The 16,626-nt window shown below is 67.0% G+C and carries 14 protein-coding genes; 5 read left to right on the top strand and 9 right to left on the bottom strand.

The window, feature by feature from the left end; all coding sequences use genetic code 11:
- Window positions 1–23 precede the first annotated feature (23 nt).
- The 3 genes from H3H36_RS11065 to H3H36_RS11055 all read right to left on the bottom strand — a co-directional run bounded on the left by H3H36_RS11065 (window position 24) and on the right by H3H36_RS11055 (window position 5,398).
- Entirely contained in the window at window positions 24–722 is a 699-nt protein-coding gene (locus H3H36_RS11065; protein WP_182217367.1) for a dienelactone hydrolase family protein, read from the bottom strand.
- A 54-nt stretch (window positions 723–776) separates the two neighbouring features.
- Window positions 777–3,644, bottom strand: coding sequence for a polymer-forming cytoskeletal protein (locus H3H36_RS11060; protein ID WP_182217365.1), 2,868 nt, complete (start codon window positions 3,642–3,644; stop codon window positions 777–779).
- Window positions 3,645–3,766: 122 nt separating this feature from the next.
- Window positions 3,767–5,398 (bottom strand): M28 family peptidase, encoded by a 1,632-nt coding sequence (locus H3H36_RS11055; RefSeq protein ID WP_182217363.1) that lies wholly within the window; start codon window positions 5,396–5,398, stop codon window positions 3,767–3,769.
- A gap of 109 nt (window positions 5,399–5,507) precedes the next feature.
- On the opposite strand from H3H36_RS11055, the gene H3H36_RS11050 reads away from it, so the two are divergent.
- The 5 genes from H3H36_RS11050 (at window position 5,508) to H3H36_RS11030 (ending at window position 11,404) form a co-directional block, all read left to right on the top strand.
- Window positions 5,508–6,317, top strand: coding sequence for an SDR family oxidoreductase (locus H3H36_RS11050; RefSeq protein WP_182217361.1), 810 nt, complete (start codon window positions 5,508–5,510; stop codon window positions 6,315–6,317).
- Between the two features lie 135 nt (window positions 6,318–6,452).
- Window positions 6,453–6,854, top strand: coding sequence for a hypothetical protein (locus tag H3H36_RS11045; protein WP_182217358.1), 402 nt, complete (start codon window positions 6,453–6,455; stop codon window positions 6,852–6,854).
- A gap of 70 nt (window positions 6,855–6,924) precedes the next feature.
- A complete protein-coding gene (locus H3H36_RS11040) occupies window positions 6,925–7,353 on the top strand; it encodes a hypothetical protein (protein WP_182217356.1) in 429 nt (142 codons plus the stop codon).
- A gap of 767 nt (window positions 7,354–8,120) precedes the next feature.
- The gene (locus H3H36_RS11035; RefSeq protein WP_182217354.1) at window positions 8,121–10,319 is read left to right on the top strand and encodes a DEAD/DEAH box helicase; all 2,199 of its coding nucleotides are present in this window, start codon (window positions 8,121–8,123) and stop codon (window positions 10,317–10,319) included.
- A gap of 182 nt (window positions 10,320–10,501) precedes the next feature.
- Complete coding sequence (locus H3H36_RS11030; protein WP_229219860.1) at window positions 10,502–11,404, top strand: alpha/beta hydrolase family protein; 903 nt, start codon at window positions 10,502–10,504, stop codon at window positions 11,402–11,404.
- Window positions 11,405–11,451: 47 nt separating this feature from the next.
- On the opposite strand, the gene H3H36_RS27705 is transcribed toward H3H36_RS11030, so the two are convergent.
- The 6 genes from H3H36_RS27705 to H3H36_RS11000 all read right to left on the bottom strand — a co-directional run bounded on the left by H3H36_RS27705 (window position 11,452) and on the right by H3H36_RS11000 (window position 16,623).
- Entirely contained in the window at window positions 11,452–12,267 is an 816-nt protein-coding gene (locus H3H36_RS27705; protein ID WP_182217351.1) for a GNAT family N-acetyltransferase, read from the bottom strand.
- 5 nt (window positions 12,268–12,272) lie between these two features.
- Complete coding sequence (locus H3H36_RS11020) at window positions 12,273–12,707, bottom strand: type 2 periplasmic-binding domain-containing protein (protein WP_182217348.1); 435 nt, start codon at window positions 12,705–12,707, stop codon at window positions 12,273–12,275.
- Between the two features lie 14 nt (window positions 12,708–12,721).
- Window positions 12,722–13,897: a porin family protein gene (locus H3H36_RS11015; protein ID WP_182217345.1), complete on the bottom strand. Its 1,176-nt coding sequence runs from the start codon at window positions 13,895–13,897 to the stop codon at window positions 12,722–12,724.
- Between the two features lie 17 nt (window positions 13,898–13,914).
- Window positions 13,915–14,703, bottom strand: coding sequence for a substrate-binding periplasmic protein (locus tag H3H36_RS11010; RefSeq protein WP_182217343.1), 789 nt, complete (start codon window positions 14,701–14,703; stop codon window positions 13,915–13,917).
- 130 nt (window positions 14,704–14,833) lie between these two features.
- A complete protein-coding gene (locus tag H3H36_RS11005) occupies window positions 14,834–15,643 on the bottom strand; it encodes an SDR family NAD(P)-dependent oxidoreductase (protein ID WP_182217341.1) in 810 nt (269 codons plus the stop codon).
- A gap of 50 nt (window positions 15,644–15,693) precedes the next feature.
- Complete coding sequence (locus tag H3H36_RS11000; RefSeq protein ID WP_182217338.1) at window positions 15,694–16,623, bottom strand: alpha/beta fold hydrolase; 930 nt, start codon at window positions 16,621–16,623, stop codon at window positions 15,694–15,696.
- Window positions 16,624–16,626 lie beyond the last annotated feature (3 nt).

Genomic DNA, 16,626 nt, shown 5'->3' with positions numbered 1-16,626 from the left:
GGCGGTTCCGGTTGCGGGTTGTGTTACAGGTGTTCGCTCAGGAACACGAGCGTATTGCCGTGCGCCTGGGCCGCCGCGCGCTGCTGGTAGCTGGCGCGGTGGTTGCAGTTGAAGCCGTGCTGGGCCTGGTCGTAGACATGGACTTCCACCGCGTCGTTGTCGTCGAAGGCGGTGGCGATGCGGGCTACGGCGTCGGCCGGGATGTGGGCGTCGAGCGCGCCGAAATGCAGTTGCAGCGGAATGCGCACTTGCGCGGCGCGCGCCAGCTGGTGCTGGATGCCGCCGCCGTAGTAGGCCACGGCCACGTCCACCTGGCCGTTGGCGGCTGTGTGGTAGGCGAGCAGGCCGCCGAAGCAGAAGCCGATCGCGCCGACCTTGCCTTGCACGCCCGGTTGTGCCCGCAGCGCGTGCACGGCGTGGCCGATATCCTGCTGGGCCAGTTCGACGTCGGTGGCGTTCTTCAGCTCGACGGCGCGCCGCCAGTCGGCGTCGTCATAACCGAGTTCGATGCGCGGGCCGTGGCGCCAGAACAGGTCGGGCGCCAGCACCACGTAGCCGTCGGCCGCGTACTGGTCGGCCACGTTGCGGATGTGGCCATTGACGCCGAAGATCTCCTGCAGCAGCACGATGCCCGGCCCCTTGCCGCCGCGCGGCAGCGCCAGGTAGGCGCCGAACTGGCCGTCGGCGGCCGGTATGTTGATCCAGCTGGAAGTGGTGTCCATGGCGGCTCCCGTGAGGTGCAAAGGCGCCATGCTACCGCAGATCGGCGCGCACCGTCAGTACACTTCGCGCAGGTAGACCACGGGGCCGGCCCGGTACACGCCGAACGTGGCGCGCCCCGTCGTGCTGGGCAGGTAGGGAATCGCTTGCGTGCCACCCTTGCTCAGCGTGATGTCGACGGCGCCGCTCCTGCCGGGCGCGGCCACCGTGAACTTGCCGGTGCCGCCCGCGAACGTGAGCTTGTCGTTGGCCAGCGTGAACGTGACGGCGCAGGTGTTGGTGCCGCTGTTGGCCAGGTTCTTCTGGCAGTTGCTGAACGTGACCAATCCCGTCAGCGCCACGGCCGTGCCATTGCTGTAGGCCGGATTGTTGACCCAGCCCGTGCCGCTCCAGTACTGGGCTTGTACGCCCACCGGCATGGGCAGCGCTTCCGAACCGTAGCTGTTAGCCACCAGCAGGCGGCCGCTGACCACGCTCACCAGCGCCTCGTTGGTACTGGTCCCGCGCAGCGAGGTGGCGCCATCCGTATCGGTGGCGCGCAGCCAGATGTTGGTCGGCGGCGCCAGCTGGGCGGAGGTGGCCGGGTAGCCGTAGGCGAACTGGTAGGCCGGCAGGCTGGCCGGATCGGCCGTGGCCGCGCCCTTGGCGAAGCGTGCGGCGGCCACGGTGGCCGGATTAAGGCTGTTGCCTGCCGGTGCGGCGGGTGGATTCTGGTTGGCCGCGCCGCTGCCGCCCACGCCGTTGTAGGCGGCCAGTGTGACCGCCTTGGCATACAGGCCCTCGTAGTTCTGCGTAATGGCGCCGCTCTTGTTGTAGGCCTTCACGCTCAGGTCGAACGGCTCGGCCGCGTACACGAACTTACCGCCTGCGTTGGGCGTGGGGCACGGCGTGCCGAATGCCGGATTGACGGGGCAGGCCATGGGCACGGTGCCGTTCAGGGCCGTGTCGAAATGGTCGGGGATGAAGCGGCCGATGTTGACGTTGCCCGTCACGCCCATGCCGGAATTAAGATAGCCGTTGGCGTTGGCCAGCGCGGCGGCGAAGTTGATGATGCCCACCTCGTCCCAGCTCATGGTCGCTTGTGGCGTGGCGCCGTTGACCATGGCGGCCAGGCTGCCGCCCACGGCCACCATGCGCCCGCCCGCCGGCGCCACCAGCGACTGGGCCAGCGTGTAGCTTTCGGCCGGCGACTCGTTGCCGAAGTTGGCCGTCACGGCGTTGACGGCATTGATCGCTTCCAGCTTGGCCTGGAACGGCTGGCCGGCGCCGATGAAGACCGGGCCCGTGTCATTGGTGGCGGCCGGATTGGCCGCGCCATTGTTGGTGACGGTGAAGCGGAAGCTGGTGGGCGCGGCCACGAAGGTGCTGGCGCCCTTGAGCACCAGGCCCGTGTACGGCCCGCTGGGCGGAATCAGCTGGGCGCTCAGCGTCACGCGGCCTGCGTCCGCGTATTGCAGCGTGGCGCTGGCGGTGCCGCTGGCGTCGAACGGCAGCGCCACCACGGCGCCGCCGGCGCTGCAACTGGACGTTGCGCCGGCCGCCAGCGGCACGCCGCTCACCCGTGCCGGCACGGTGCCGCTGGCCGGGTTGTTGTAGGCGCAACTGAAGTTGACGTTGTGGGTGACATTGGCCAGCAAGGGCACGCACACGTTGCCGCCGCTGCCGGCCTTGAGCGCGCGCAGCGTGAAGCTTTGCACCTGTTCGGCGCGGTGGTCGGGGATGGTGAAGCTGAAGCCGGCGTCGGCAAACACCATGGTGCAGCTGCTGCTGCCGGTCACCGTGTTGTAGCAGGTGTTGGCATTGTTGGCCTCCGTCGCGCTGGCCGACAGCGTGGCCGAACCGGCCGTACTTTGCTGCACGGTGCCGCTGCCGCTGCCGCTGCCGCCCGTGACGGTGAAGGTTGCGCCGCCCGGCGACAGTGTCACGTCCACCGGGTCGGTGTAGTAGGCCGAGCAGGTCGCGTCGGCGCAGGCCGTGATGGTGACGGTTTGCGGCTCGCACGTGAGGGCCGTGCCCGGGTGGCTGATCAGGATGTGATCGAGGTCGCTGACGGTGCCGCCGCCACTGCGGCTGCAGGCGTTGGGATTGCCGTGACTCTTGCTGGTGACGCAGCTGCTGCCGCTGGCGCCAGGCCCGGTGCAGGTGATGGTCTGGCCGACCAAACCCTGGGCGCCGATGTTAATCGCGTTGACGGCCGCGTTACCGCTGATGTAGGCGCAGGCGTTTTTCAGCACCACGTTATATCCCGTCAGGTTGCCGTAGACGGAAGCGTGGTTATCGATGGTCACGTCACCGCTGGCGTTGACGTTGCCCGACAGGCTAGACTGCTTGCCCACGTACAGCGTGCCGGTCCGCACGCTGGCCACCACGTCCGTGTGCATGTCGATGCTGATGCTGTTGGCCGTCACCAGCCCTGTCACCCGCATGCTGGACTGGAACGCAAGGTCGCCGGCGCTGGTGACGGTGCCGTGAATGACGGCGCCGTTGCTGTTGTTGATGGCGATGGTGCCGGCGCTGATGGCGATGGTGGGGCTGGCCGCGCCGATGCTCAGCGCCAGGCTGCCGCCCACGGACAGGCTGCCCCCGCTCAGCGCCAGCTTGCTGGTGACCAGGCTCAGGGAGCCGGCGATCTGCAGCGCGGCGGCGCCGCTCATGGTCAGGGTCTGGCCCGACGTGATGCTGGCCGAGTTGTTGACAATGACCGTGTAGCCATCGGCGATGCTGATGTCGTTGGTGTTAGACAGGGCGCCGCAGGTGTAGGTCGTGCTGCCGTCGTCATAACTGCAGCCGGCCACGGGGCTGCCGTCGTAGGTGTCGGTGGCGGCATGGGCGGCGCCGGCTAGCGTCAACGCGGCCAGCAGCAGTGCCGGGCGCAGCGCGCGGCTCAGCGCGCGCAACGCGGCGCGGGGCAGGAGAGAGGGCATGTTGGGATCGGGTGGACTGGCCTGCCCAGATTATAGGCCGATTCCATCCGTTGCCCTGTGGCATTTACAACACGGCCGGCGCGGGCGGGCGCGCCCCGTTGCCGTGCTCGTACCCGTGCGCGCTAGCGCTTGACCTTGCCGAACGCGTCGCCCGCCTTCCAGGTCGGCATGGTGCTGCCGTTGGCCAGCGCGTAGCCCAGGTTGAGCGTGAACTGGGCTTGCTGCACCATGCCCGACAAATCCCAGTCCGCATGGTATTCGTCGCTGACCTGGTGGTAGTCCTTCTTGAACGCCACCATTTTCGCGCTCGACGCCTGCTGGTCGCGCGCGAACTCGAAATAGCCGTCGCCCGAGAACACGGCCGATCCCACGTTAAACGCGGGCACGCCGGCCTTGGCGAAATTGAAATGGTCGGCCCGGAAGTAGGCGCCCGACAGGTCGGGTACGGACGGCGCCAGCTTGAGCCCCATCTTGCGCGCCACCTGCGCGGCCGTGTCGATCAAGGTGCTGCGCTCGGCGCCGGCCACGCCGATGTCGCGCGTGGGACCGACGAAGTTCATGCTGTCCAGGTTGAGGTCGGCCAGCGTCTGGTTCAATGGCCACAGCGGCTGCTGCACATAGGCCGCGCTGCCCAGCAAGCCCTGTTCCTCGGCCGCCGGCCACAGGAACACCTGGCTGCGGCGGGCCGGATGCCTGACCGCTTCGGCCGCCATGGCCAGCAGCGCCGCGCTGCCGGAGGCGTTGTCGATGGCGCCGTTCCAGATATGGTCGGTCGGATCGTCGCGCCGTGCCCCTTCATCCATGCCCAGGTGATCCCAGTGGGCCGAATAGACCACGGCTTCGGCCTTGAGCTTCGGATCGGTGCCCGGCACCACGCCGGCCACGTTGAATTGCTCCACTTGGCGGATGGCGCTATGCACTTCCGCATGCACTTTGATGTGCAGGTCCACGGGCGCGAAGGCCCGCGTTTCGGCCCGCGCGCGCAGCGCGTCCAGGTCCTGCCCGGCGGCCGCGAACAGGGCGCGCGCCGTGTCCTCCTGCAGCCAGCCTTCGACCGGATTGCCGGCGCCGGCCAGGTGGAAGCGCTCGTGGCTGAAGCCATTGGCCGGCACGCTCCAAGGGTAGGAGGCCGATTGCGTGGTGTGGATCAGCAGCACGCCGGCCGCGCCCTGGCGCACAGCTTCCTCGTACTTGTACAGCCAGCGGCCGTAGTAGGTGTAGGCCTTGCCGGCGAAGCGGTTCGGCTCCTCGGCCGTTGGCTGCGGATCGTTGACCATCATGACCAGCACCTTGCCTTTGAGGTCGGCGCCCTTGTAGTCGTCCCAGTGTTCTTCTTCCGCGCGCACGCCGTAACCGACGAACACCAGCGGCGCATCGAACTGCACTTCGCTCTTGCCGCTGGCCGTGCCGAACACGATCTCGGTGCCGATGGCTGGCGTGATCACCTGCAGCCCCGTGTCGAAGCGCAGCGCGCTGCCTTCCAGCAGCTTGCTGCCTTCGATGCGCACCGGCTGGCGGTAGCCGGCGCCCGCCAGCGGCTTGAGGCCGATGATGGCCGCCTGCGTTTCCAGGTAGCGCACCGCCAGCTCGCCGCCGCGCTGGCCCGTGCCGCGCCCTTCGAGCAGGTCGTCAGCCAGAAACGCCAGGTGGGCGCGCAGCGGCGCTTCGCTGACTACCGGCTGCTGCGGTTGGGCGTGGATGGCGGACGATGCCAGGACAAGTCCGGCGGCGATGGCGAACGGGGTAAGGCGCATGGCGGCTCCAACGTGTAGTGGATATGGGCTGCCATCTTACTGCATAGTCCAGTGCCCGGCGCGGCCGGATTCAGTTAGCATCACGCGATAACAAACCAAAAGGGGCCCCATGAAAGTCATCATCATCACCGGCAGCTCTGACGGCATCGGAGCGGAAATGGCGCGCCAGCTGGCCGCCGCGTACAAAAAGAACGTGGCGCTGGTGCTGGCCGCCCGCAATCGGGCGCTGCTCGAACAGGTGGCCGGCCAGTGCGACGCGCTGGGCGCCTGCACGCTGGTGGTGCCGACGGACGTGTCGGTGCAGGCCCAATGCCAGGCGCTGATCGCGGCGGCCGTGGCGCGCTTTGGCCGCATCGACGCGCTGGTCAACAACGCCGGCCGCTCGGCCCACGCGCTGTTCGAGCAAGTGCAGGACCTGGGCTGGTACGAGGAACTGATGCGCATTAATTTGTGGGGCAGCGTGTGGTGCACGCACGCGGCGCTGCCTTACCTGAAGCAATCGCGCGGCAGCATCGTGGCCGTGTCGTCGCTGGCGGGCCTGATCGGCGTGCCGGGACGCACGGCCTACAACGCCACCAAGTTCGCCATGGGCGGCTTTTTCGAAGGGCTGCGGGCCGAACTCAAACCGGCCGGGGTGAGCGTGACGATCGCCTATCCGGGCGTGGTGGCCACGCAGATCCGCCATCGCGGCTTCAACGCGGCCGGTTCGGAGCTGGGCCACAGCAGCCTGAAAGACGACGACGCCATGCCGGTCGAGGAGTGCGCGCGCCTGATCATCGTTGGCATGGAGCGCCGCAAGCGGGAGGTCGTCATGTCGGCCAAGGGCAAGCTGGGACGCTGGCTCAAGCTGATCGCGCCGGGCATGGTGGAGAACATGGCGCTGGCCGCGCTCAAGGACGAAAGCAAGCCGCACGGCTGACAGGGCAGGTTGTAAGCGATTGTAAGACTCGGTAAGCGCTTGTAAAGCCCGTCAACTGGACCGTTGCGGGCGCCGTTTTCTGCTCAGTGACACGGGAATTGTCCCGGCGCCGAAACCAGAAAAGGATTACACATCATGACCAAAATTATCGCTTCCCTGATCGCCGGCCTGTTCGCTACCGCTGCCTTCGCACAAGCGCCTACCGCCAGCGCCACCACCACCGCCGTCAGCGCACCTGTCGCGGTGAAAGCCGAAGCGAAAGACAGCAAGGCCGCCGTCAAGGCCGAAGTCAAGGAAACCAAATCCGCCACCAAGGCTGAAGCGAAAGCCGATAAGGCCGCTGCCAAGACCGAGGCGAAACTTGAAAAGGCCGACGTGAAGGCCGACGCCAAAGCCGCCAAGACCGAAGTGAAGACGGAAGCCAAGGTTGAAAAAACCAAGGAAACCAAAGAACACAAGAAGGCAGAAGAAGGCAAGGCCAAATCCGCCGCCGAAGCAGGCAAGGTGGCCGCCAAGGAAGCTGTCATCACCAAGTAATCAGCACCGGATTCGAACGCAGTACACACCGACACATAACGCACACTGAATTGTTTAAAGGATTACTACCATGAGCAAAATTATCTCCGCCCTGATCGCTACCCTGTTCGCCACCGCCGCTTTCGCCCAGGCTCCGGCACCGGCCGCAAACGCCACCGCGGCTACGGCCAGCAGCGCGCCCGTCGCCGCCAAGGTCGCCACTAACGAAGCCAAGCCTGCCGCCGTCAAAGCGGAAGCCAAGGACACCAAGGTGAGCGCCGCCACCGGCGAGGGCACGGAAGGCGCGAAGACCGAGACCAAGGAAGCCAAGGTGAAAACGCATCACCACAAGGCCGCGAAAGCCGCCAAGGCCAAGACCGAGACCAAGGATGCGGCCAAGGATGCGGCCAAGGTGAGCGAGTCGGCGGCGCCAGTGGCTCCTGCAGCGAAGGCCGCTCCGGCAGCACCTGTGGCACCGGTGGCGCAAGCCGCGCCAGCAGCGAAAGTGGCAACGAAATAATCCGCGCGGTATCGTCGCGATGAAGGACAGGGTTCGCGCCCTGTCCTTTTGTTTTTCTGCTGCGAGGACGGCTGCCAGCGCGGAGTCATGTGCCATAGGGGGCCGCTATTAAAATTTTGGCCCTCGTCGATATCGGTCTAATTGACGTGGAAAGAATCTAATCCGCTCCAGAAATGGCAAGCCGCTGCCTGAAACGGTCTAAAAAATCCACATGCGAATCTAATTCGATCGCGTTTTGGAAGATGAAAATCTAAAACGTACCAATTTCCGATTCCGCTGTCTAACTTTTAGTACGCTCCCTGGCGACAGCCATTGGATACGTGCCGCCGATTGCAGGTCACGTGCCGACGCGCAAGGGCCATCGGCCCGGCACGCGTGACAGACGGCCAGACGAGTCTAAAACTTGAAGTGGAGAACGGAATTCTAGTGCGCTTTAGATTTTCGCTTCCGAAAAAGCGACCGATTTAGATTTGCGCTTGATTTTTCTGGACCGTTTTAGACTTCGGCGTCCCGATTCTAGACCCGTTTAGATCCCATCGGCCCTGTTTAGTCCGAGTTAGCCTACGCTCCTTTTTTAACGCGTCCCTCCCCGGGCGCGCGTCCCTCCACTTCTCTTTCGATCTACGAATCCATATGTTGCCCGCAGCCGCGAGCGGAGTGGGCATTCGAAAATACCGCTAATTCAGCCCACCTGGCCAGGAGAGAGTAAACTACGCACCAATTTCTTTCGCAATTAGGCGATTCGAACAATTTTTGTGAGTGACGCCATGTCTGCATCCCCAATTGCCCTTTTCTCCGACCTGAACCTGAGTGCCCCGCTGATCAAGGTGCTGAACGAAGTCGGCTACGAGTCGCCATCGCCCATCCAGGCCGCGACCATTCCCTTCCTGCTCGATAACCAGGACGTGCTGGGCCAGGCCCAGACCGGCACCGGCAAGACGGCCGCCTTCGCGCTGCCCATCCTGTCGCGCATCGACATCAAGCAGGCCACGCCGCAAGCGCTGGTGCTGGCGCCCACGCGCGAACTGGCGATCCAGGTCGCCGAGGCGTTCCAGACCTACGCCGCCCACATTCCCGGCTTCCACGTGCTGCCCATCTACGGCGGCCAAAGCTACGGCCCGCAGCTGTCGGCCCTGCGCCGCGGCGTGCACGTGGTAGTGGGCACGCCTGGCCGCGTGATCGACCACCTCGACAAGGGCTCGCTCGACCTGTCCAGACTGAAAACGCTGGTGCTGGACGAAGCCGACGAAATGCTGCGCATGGGCTTCATCGACGACGTCGAACGCATCCTGCAGGAGACGCCCGAATCGCGCCAGACGGCGCTGTTCTCGGCCACCATGCCGTCGGCCATCCGCCGCATCGCCAATACCTACCTGCGCCAGCCCAAGGAAGTGACGGTGGCCGCCAAGACCGGCACCAACGAGAACATCCGCCAGCGCTACTGGCTGGTGAGCGGTATGCACAAGCTCGACGCGCTGACCCGCATCCTGGAAGCGGAAAGCTTCGACGGCATGATCATCTTCTCGCGCACCAAGCTCGGTACCGAGGAACTGGCCACCAAGCTGCAGGCGCGCGGCTTCTCGGCCGCCGCCATCAACGGCGACATCCAGCAGGCCCAGCGCGAACGCACCATCCAGATGCTCAAGGACGGCAAGATCGACATCCTGGTCGCCACCGACGTCGCCGCGCGCGGCCTGGACGTGGAGCGCATCAGCCACGTGGTCAACTACGACGTGCCGCACGACCCGGAAAGCTACACCCACCGCATCGGCCGCACCGGCCGCGCCGGCCGCAGCGGCGAAGCGATCCTGTTCATCACCCCGCGCGAAAAGAACCTGCTCAAGTCGATCGAGCGCGCCACCCGCCAGCCGATCGGCATGCTGGAACTGCCCACCATCCAGGCCGTGAACGACGTGCGCATCGCCAAGTTCAAGGAACAGATCACGGAAACGCTGGCGCAGGGCGAGCTGGAACAGTTCCAGGGCCTGATCGAGGACTACGAGCAGGAACACAACGTCCCCGCCGTCGAAATCGCGGCCGCGCTGGCCAAGATGGCGCGCGGGAACGTGCCGCTGCTGCTCGATAAAAAGCAGCTGACCACGTCGTGGGAAGAACGCCCCGCGCGCGCGGACAGCTTCGATCGCCCCGAGCGCGGCGAACGTCCGGAACGCGGCGAGCGCTTCCCGAAAAAAGAGCGCATCGTGCGCGCCGCCGATCCCGGCATGCAGACCTACCGCATCGAAGTGGGCTACCAGCACGGCGTCAAGCCCGGCAACATCGTCGGCGCCATCGCCAACGAGGGCGGCGTCGATTCCAAGCACATTGGCCGCATCGAAATCTACGACGACTACAGCGTGCTCGACATGCCCGATGATCTGCCGGCCGACGTGCTGCAGCACCTGGCTTCGATCAAGGTGGCGGGCCAGCAGTTGCGCATCAGCCGTGACGATGGCGGCGTGACGCCGGCTCCCGCCGCGAAGGCCGCGCCGGCCGCGCCAGCAGCCGCACCGAAGAAGGCCTCGCCGCTGGCCAAGGCCGCGCAAGTGGCGCCGGACGAACTGGAAGCGGCGCCGGCCAAGAAGAAAAAGGAAAAGCCGGGCAAGGTGCAGATTCCCATGAGCGCCTTCCGCATTGAAGTGGGCAGCAACAACGCCGCCACCCCGAGCAACATCGTGGGCGCCATCGCCAACGAAGCGGGGCTGGAAGCCAAGTACATCGGCCGCATCGAAGTGTTCGACACCTACAGCATGCTGGAGCTGCCGGCCGGCATGCCGGACGATATCTTCCAGCACCTGGGCAAGGTGTGGGTGGGCGGCGCGCAGCTGCGCATCAGCCATGCCGACCACATGCCACCGGAATCGGGCAAGTCCACGCCGCCCAAGAAGCCGGCACCGGGCGCGAAGGGCGACAAGTTCAAGGCCAGGCCGGCCGCACCGAAGGGCGCCAAGTCCCGCAAGGACTATTGAACGCCGCCAGCACGAAGTCAGCTGAACGACATGCGCTGAACGACGTGAGCTGAACGAGATGTAGTGAACGACAGGGCCTGCGGGCCCTGTTGTTTTTGGTGGCGCCACCAGCGCGCCAAATGCGTGTAGCATGCCGCTCAACCTATCCGGTTTATCCAACCTGACACCGAGAGGACGACAGCATGTTGAAAAAAATGCGCAAGCGCCTGATGGCCGGGGCCACAAGCCCGGCGGCCGGTGGCGCGGCCCCGGCGCCGATGACGCTGGACGATTACCTGGCCCTGGGCGGCCGCCAGCCCGACCTGCGCGTGGATTACGGCGACGGCCCATCCCAGTTCGCGGAGTTGTTCGTGCCGCAGGGCGCAGGCCCGTTCCCCGTGGTGGCCCTGATCCACGGCGGCTGCTGGACCGTGCAGTATGGCGGCATCACGCAGATGCGCAACATGGCGACCGAACTGGCGCGCCAGGGGATCGCCGTCTGGAACATCGAATACCGCTGCCACGACCAGCCGGGCGGCGGCTACCCCGGCATGTATCACGACGTGGCCAACGCGCTGGATGGGCTGCGCGCGCTGGCGGCCCCTCATCATCTGGACCTGTCCCGGGTGGCGCTGGTGGGCCATTCGGCCGGCGGCCACCTGGCGCAATGGGCCGCCGCGCGCGCGCGCCTGCCGCGCAGCAGCCCCTTGTTTGTGGAACACCCGCTACCGGTGCCGGTCGTGATCAGCCTGGGCGGCCTGGCCGACCTGCGCAACGAGGCCGCGCTGATCCTGTGCAGCTGCGAGCGCGACACGGCGCAACTGGCCGGCGAGCCCAGCGCGGCGCGGCCGGACGTCTTTGCCGACACGTCACCGGCCGAACTGCTGCCATGCGGCGTGCGCACGGTGCTGATCCACGGCCAGTTCGACACCATCTCGCCGCTGCGTGCCGGCGAGGATTATGCGCGCCGCGCCCGCGCGGCCGGCGACGCGGCCGAAGTGATCGTGCTGCCAGGCGGCAGCCATTACGACGAAGTGTCGGCCGGTTCGCCCTGCTGGCCCATCGTGTATGGCCAGATTCGCAAGGCGCTGGGAAGGGAGCCGTAACGGCGGCGCTGGACGCACACACCGCGTGTCCAGGGCGCGGAGGCGGCTCAATAATCGGAGTATTTGCGCGCGTCGCCGCGTACCCGTTCGACCGGGTACTTGCGGCGGTTCAGTTCCATCTTCTCGCGCAGGGCGGCCGCCAGGTCCACATTGGTCTTGTCGGCCAGCTGGATCAGGTAGGCCAGCACGTCGGCCAGCTCGTGGCGGATGCCGGTGCGCTTTTGCTGGTCCAGTTCCGCGTCCACGCCCGTGGGCAGCCACTGGAAATGCTCCACCAGTTCCGCCACCTCCACCGACAGCGCCATGGCCAGGTTCTTGGGCGTGTGGAACTGCTCCCAGTCGCGCTCGCGCGCGAACGCGCGCAGCTCGTCGCGCAGGGCCGTCAGCTCGCCTTCCGGCGCCCGCGCGGGGCCGGTCAGCGGCTTTTCCATGAACACGCTGAGCGGATCGTCGCGGTAGTCGCCGTAGGGCGGGCAGCGGCGGAAGCCGTGGCGCGCGTACAGCGCCAGCGCCGGCGGCTGGGACGGTCCCGTCTCCAGCGTCATGCGCGGGCAGCCGGCCGCCCGCGCCGCATCCTCCAGCATGTCCAGCAGGCGGTCGGCCGCGCCCTGGCCACGGCATTGCGGCCGCAAATACATGCGCTTGATTTCGCCATATTCCGGCGTCAGCACCACGGCGCCGCAGCCGACGGCCGTGCCGGCGTCGTCGCGCACCACGGCGAACTTCACGTGCGGCTGCTTGAGCGTGGCCAGGTCCAGCGCGTACACGCTTTCGGGCGGATACAGGGTGAGGTGGTAGGCGTCGAGTTCTGCGATCAGGGCGATCACGGCCGGCTGGTCCGGCGATTCAAAAGTGATGTGCATGCCCGCTAGTGTATCGACAGCACGGCACGCACGCTAGAGTCCAGCGCGCTGCGGTCGATATAGCCTACCAGGTTGGGATTGTCGGCCACCAGCCGCTTGATGGCCGCGTTGTCGCCCGATTCCACGGGGGGCTGGCCCCGTCCCGTAAACAGCATCCGGGCCCAGTGCGCCTTCATCTGGGCCGGCGCCTTGCCGCTGGTTTTCAGATAGAACGCATCGCGCACGGGCGAGCCTTCGCTCTGGTCGATTGGCACGGCGTGCAGGCCGTTGGGGAAGTCGGCCGATTTACCGAGGAACAGGTCGGACGCCTGTTCGCCGCTGAGCGTCTTGAGCGGATTCCTGGCCGAGACGATCACCACCACGTCGGCGCGGCAACTGGCGCCGGCCAGCAGCACGGTGGCCAGCAGCAGGCGCACGAGAACGGAGACGGGCAGGTGCATGAAGGGCCTCGTCATCAGAAAATGAAGTCGGCCAGCGCGCTGACCACGTTGACCTGGCCGCCGCGCGGCGTGCCCGGCGCCACGCTTTGCAGCGTGCCGTAGGAGCCGGCGCCCAGGTGCACCTGGTCCCACTGCAGCTTGAGGTCCAGATTGCGCGCCATGTCCCAGCGCACGCCGGCCGCATAGGTGTGCTGGGCGATCGGTGGAGCGCCCGTGTCCGACAGCGGCTTCAGGGCCGACACGGTGGCGTACGGCGTCAGGTTGCCGATGCGGACCCCGCCGTTCACATACCACGCGGCGCGCACCGCCTCGATGCCCCTGGCGTCGTAATTGGTCACCCGCACCCACTCGGCCGATGTGAACCAGTCGCCCGGATCCCAGGCCGCGCCCAGCGACCAGAAGCGCCCGCGCGGCGGGTTCTGGTTGTCCACGTCGCGCTGCTGGTACGCCGCATGCAGTGTCAGCGGGCCATGCTCCAGCGTGTCGAACACGCCCATCGCGGCGCTCGAATGGACGTCGATGCCGCGCGTGTTGGTGACGGTGCGCTTGCCATACAGGACGCTGGTGGTGTTGCTGGTGTCGCCGCTGCGCACGCGGTACGAGGCGTCCACGCCATCGCTTTCCTTGAGCGCCAGCAGCCGGTACACCTCGATCGGCGGACGGGCCGTCACGTTGCTGTAGCCGACCCGGCGCGAATCGGAGGCCAGGAAACTGGCCAGCGCGATGCGGCCGGCCCGCACGCTCAGGTTGGGCGTGATCGAATATTTGAGGTTGGCCCAGTTGATGAAGGGCTGGTAGCTGTTGTTCCAGCGGTACTCGGACAGCACCTGCACCACGGCCTGCAGCTGCGGCGTGAAATTGGCCGTGAACTGCACCCCGAGCCGGCTGTCCACGTCGCTGCTCCACTGGTGGTTGCGGCCCGTGCCCTGCGGCTGCAGGTTGTCGAACACATAGTCGGCGCCATGCTGGTCGGCGTGGGCGTAGCCGAACGTGCCAAAGCCGTTCACGGACAGCAGCGGGCGCGCGGGATAGTCCGGCGCGGCAGCGGGCTGGGATGCCGCCGGGCTGGCGCCGTCATGGTCCGCGGCGCTGGTGGCCAGCTCGCCGGCGTGCGCGGCGCCGCCGGCCAGCGTCAGCAGCAGGGCGGCCAGGGCCGGTGTTCGTGGCGTAACGGCGCGAGCTTGGGGCATCCGGACTCCGGGGCGGGTTAGTCTTCCAGGTAATGCGCTAGCAGTTTATCGAGTTCCTTGGTCTTGTCCAGCCGCGCCAGTCCGGCGTTTATGGTTCGCAACAGTTGCGCCGCCCCGGCGCCGCTGGCGGCCACGCCGAAATACAGTTCGCGCAAGGGCGAACCGGGCAAGGGCTGGCTCACCAGCGTGCCATCGACCAGCATGCCGCGCAGCGTGGGGTTGATCAGGTACTGGCCGGCCATGGTTTCGCGGCTGTCGATGAACAGGTCGCAGCGGCCCAGGTGCAGCTTGCCGATCAGCTGCTCGTAGCCGATGGTGGCGCCCCGGTCCACGTCGGCCGTGGCGATGCCGTAGGCCTCGAAGCGGTAGCCGCCCAGGCCGCACAGGTGGTAGCGGTGCACGTCGGCCAGCTGCCGCAAATGGATGCCCTGCGGGCGTGCCCGGCGCGAATAGAAGTACACATTGTGCATGGTGAAGTAGGCGTCGCTGAGCAGCAGCTTGCTGGCGGTGGCGTCGGCCTGGCCGATGTTGAGCGCCAGCGCCACGCGGTGGTCGGCCACCAGCGCCAGGCAGCGCGCCCACGGCAGCAGTTGCACTTGCACTTGCCAGCCGTGGCGGGCCCCGATCAGGTTGAGCAAGTCCACGCTGGCGCCCACCACCTGGCCGCTGCGCTGGCCGTGTACGCGCTCGGCGTACACGAACGGCGGCATCTCCGCCTGGTCGGCGCAAGCCTGGACGGTGGCCGCGCCCGCCTGGCACATGGCCAGGCTAAACAGCAGGAGCAGCAGGGCGTGGACTCGGTTCATGGGGTAATGGGACGCGACGGTGGTTGCCCGATCCTCATTCTAGCAAATGCCAGTGTCACGGTTGCCATTGTTGTTGTGCCAAAGCAAATCAAACGCCACCCGCGCCCGCACGCCACCGCCGCGTGGCGTGTCAGGCCATGCGTTCGAGCAGGCGCACGGCGCGCCCGTAGGACACGGGCATCAGCTTTTGCAGCGCGTTGAGCAGGCCGGCCAGGTGGCCGAATACGATGCGCCGCTGGCCGCGCGCCACGCCGCGCAGGATGGCGCGCGCCATGTCCTCGGGCGGCGTTTTCAACAGCTTGTCACCCTTGGCCACGAAGCCCCGTTCCGTCGCGTCGGCGTTCACGGAAAAGCGCGCCGCGTGGGCGATGTCGGTGCGGATGCCGCCCGGATGCACCGAGGTGGCCGACACCCCCGTGCCTTCCAGCTCCTGCCACAGGCATTCCGTGAAGCCGCGCACGCCGAACTTGGAGACGTTGTAGGCCCCCTGGCCGGGGAAGGCGACGATGCCGAAAATGCTGGAGATGTTGACCAGTTGCCCTTCGCGCTGGGCCAGCAGCATGGGCAGGAAGGCCTTGCAGCCGTAGATCACGCCCCACAGGTTGATGCCCAGCTGCCATTCGATTTCCTCGATGGTGCTGTGGGCGATGGTGCCGGCCAGCGTCACGCCGGCGTTGTTGAACACAAAATGGGCGGTGCCGAAATCGCGCCGCACCTGTTCCGCGTGGCCGAATACCTGTTCGCGACTGGACACGTCCACCCGGTAGCTGCGCGCGTTTGCGCCGGCCGGCAGCTGGCGCATGGTCTCGGCCAGCCCCGCCTCGTTCACGTCCGATAGCGCCAGCCGCGCGCCGGCCGCCGCCAGTTGCAGCGCCAGCTGGCGGCCGATGCCGCTGCCGGCGCCTGTCACCACGGCCACCTTGTCCTTGTAGTGCTGCATCGCCAGTCTCCCCTTGTTGTCGTTGTCAGTGTCGTTGTCGTGTGGCCGCGTCAGGCGCACGCGCGCTCTCGCCGGAACGCCAGGTAGTCGCGCGCGCTCTGGCGCGGCGCTTCCAGCATGGGCAGGTGGCCGATATTGGGCATCAAGATGGTGCGGCTGCGGCGGAACAGGGCGCCCAGCGCGGCGGCGCCGGACGGATCGAGGATGCGGTCCTGCTGGCCCCACACGATCAGGGTGGGTGGCGCCAGCTCGCGGTATTGCTGCTCCAGCAGCGGCGCCGTGGTCAGCTGGTGCATGATCTGGCTGTGCAGCGCATGGTCGGCCACGCCGCGCTGGCCCAGCGCCTTGCGCACGCAGTAGGGCAGGAACGGCTCGCGGTGGGTGGCGCTGGCGATCATCCGGTCGATGTCGCCCACCTGGCGCAGCAGCAGCGGTATGTCGCCCGTGTCGCGGTAGCGCTCCAGGATCGCTGAACTCTGGGCGGCGGCCGTGCCGGCCGGGTCCAGCAGCCACAGGCTGGCCACCCGTTGCGGATAGGTGGCCGCGAACTGGGCGGCGATGAAGCCACCCATGGAATTGCCGCCCAGGTGCACGGGACCGGGCGCCACCTGGTCCAGGAAGGCGCGCAGCCGTTCCACCTGTTCGGCGATGGTGTAGCTGGCCGCCGCGTCGCGCGTTGCTTCGCCAAAGCCGGGCAGGTCGGGGATCACGACATGGTAGTGGGGCGTGAGGAAGCGGGCAATGCGGGTGAAGTTGTCCTTGTCGCCGCCAAAGCCATGCACCAGCACCAGCGGCGCACCCTGTCCACCTTCCAGGTAGGGCATCACGAAGCCCGGCACGGCGGCGCGCTTGAGCCGCAGGCCGGCGCGCCACCGTTCCAGGTCCATGCCCAGCCGGGCCGCCGTCAGCGGCGCCAGCCGGTTGGCCAGCAGGATCACAACGAGGAGCGCCGCCAGGACTGCGGCAACGGTATCAACCATATC

Source organism: Rugamonas fusca, from assembly GCF_014042365.1.
Taxonomy (GTDB): Bacteria; Pseudomonadota; Gammaproteobacteria; order Burkholderiales; family Burkholderiaceae_D; genus Rugamonas; species Rugamonas fusca.
Note: the sequence above shows the minus strand (reverse complement) of the source record. Positions and strands in the feature narration are given on the sequence as shown.

What these genes read in the sequence shown, in the direction of transcription:
- H3H36_RS11065 (WP_182217367.1), bottom strand. Translation starts at nt 722, where the DNA reads ATGGACACCACTTCCAGCTGGATCAACATACCGGCCGCCGACGGCCAG.
- H3H36_RS11060 (WP_182217365.1), bottom strand. Translation starts at nt 3,644, where the DNA reads ATGCCCTCTCTCCTGCCCCGCGCCGCGTTGCGCGCGCTGAGCCGCGCG.
- H3H36_RS11055 (WP_182217363.1), bottom strand. Translation starts at nt 5,398, where the DNA reads ATGCGCCTTACCCCGTTCGCCATCGCCGCCGGACTTGTCCTGGCATCG.
- H3H36_RS11050 (WP_182217361.1), top strand. Translation starts at nt 5,508, where the DNA reads ATGAAAGTCATCATCATCACCGGCAGCTCTGACGGCATCGGAGCGGAA.
- H3H36_RS11045 (WP_182217358.1), top strand. Translation starts at nt 6,453, where the DNA reads ATGACCAAAATTATCGCTTCCCTGATCGCCGGCCTGTTCGCTACCGCT.
- H3H36_RS11040 (WP_182217356.1), top strand. Translation starts at nt 6,925, where the DNA reads ATGAGCAAAATTATCTCCGCCCTGATCGCTACCCTGTTCGCCACCGCC.
- H3H36_RS11035 (WP_182217354.1), top strand. Translation starts at nt 8,121, where the DNA reads ATGTCTGCATCCCCAATTGCCCTTTTCTCCGACCTGAACCTGAGTGCC.
- H3H36_RS11030 (WP_229219860.1), top strand. Translation starts at nt 10,502, where the DNA reads ATGTTGAAAAAAATGCGCAAGCGCCTGATGGCCGGGGCCACAAGCCCG.
- H3H36_RS27705 (WP_182217351.1), bottom strand. Translation starts at nt 12,267, where the DNA reads ATGCACATCACTTTTGAATCGCCGGACCAGCCGGCCGTGATCGCCCTG.
- H3H36_RS11020 (WP_182217348.1), bottom strand. Translation starts at nt 12,707, where the DNA reads ATGCACCTGCCCGTCTCCGTTCTCGTGCGCCTGCTGCTGGCCACCGTG.
- H3H36_RS11015 (WP_182217345.1), bottom strand. Translation starts at nt 13,897, where the DNA reads ATGCCCCAAGCTCGCGCCGTTACGCCACGAACACCGGCCCTGGCCGCC.
- H3H36_RS11010 (WP_182217343.1), bottom strand. Translation starts at nt 14,703, where the DNA reads ATGAACCGAGTCCACGCCCTGCTGCTCCTGCTGTTTAGCCTGGCCATG.
- H3H36_RS11005 (WP_182217341.1), bottom strand. Translation starts at nt 15,643, where the DNA reads ATGCAGCACTACAAGGACAAGGTGGCCGTGGTGACAGGCGCCGGCAGC.
- H3H36_RS11000 (WP_182217338.1), bottom strand. Translation starts at nt 16,623, where the DNA reads ATGGTTGATACCGTTGCCGCAGTCCTGGCGGCGCTCCTCGTTGTGATC.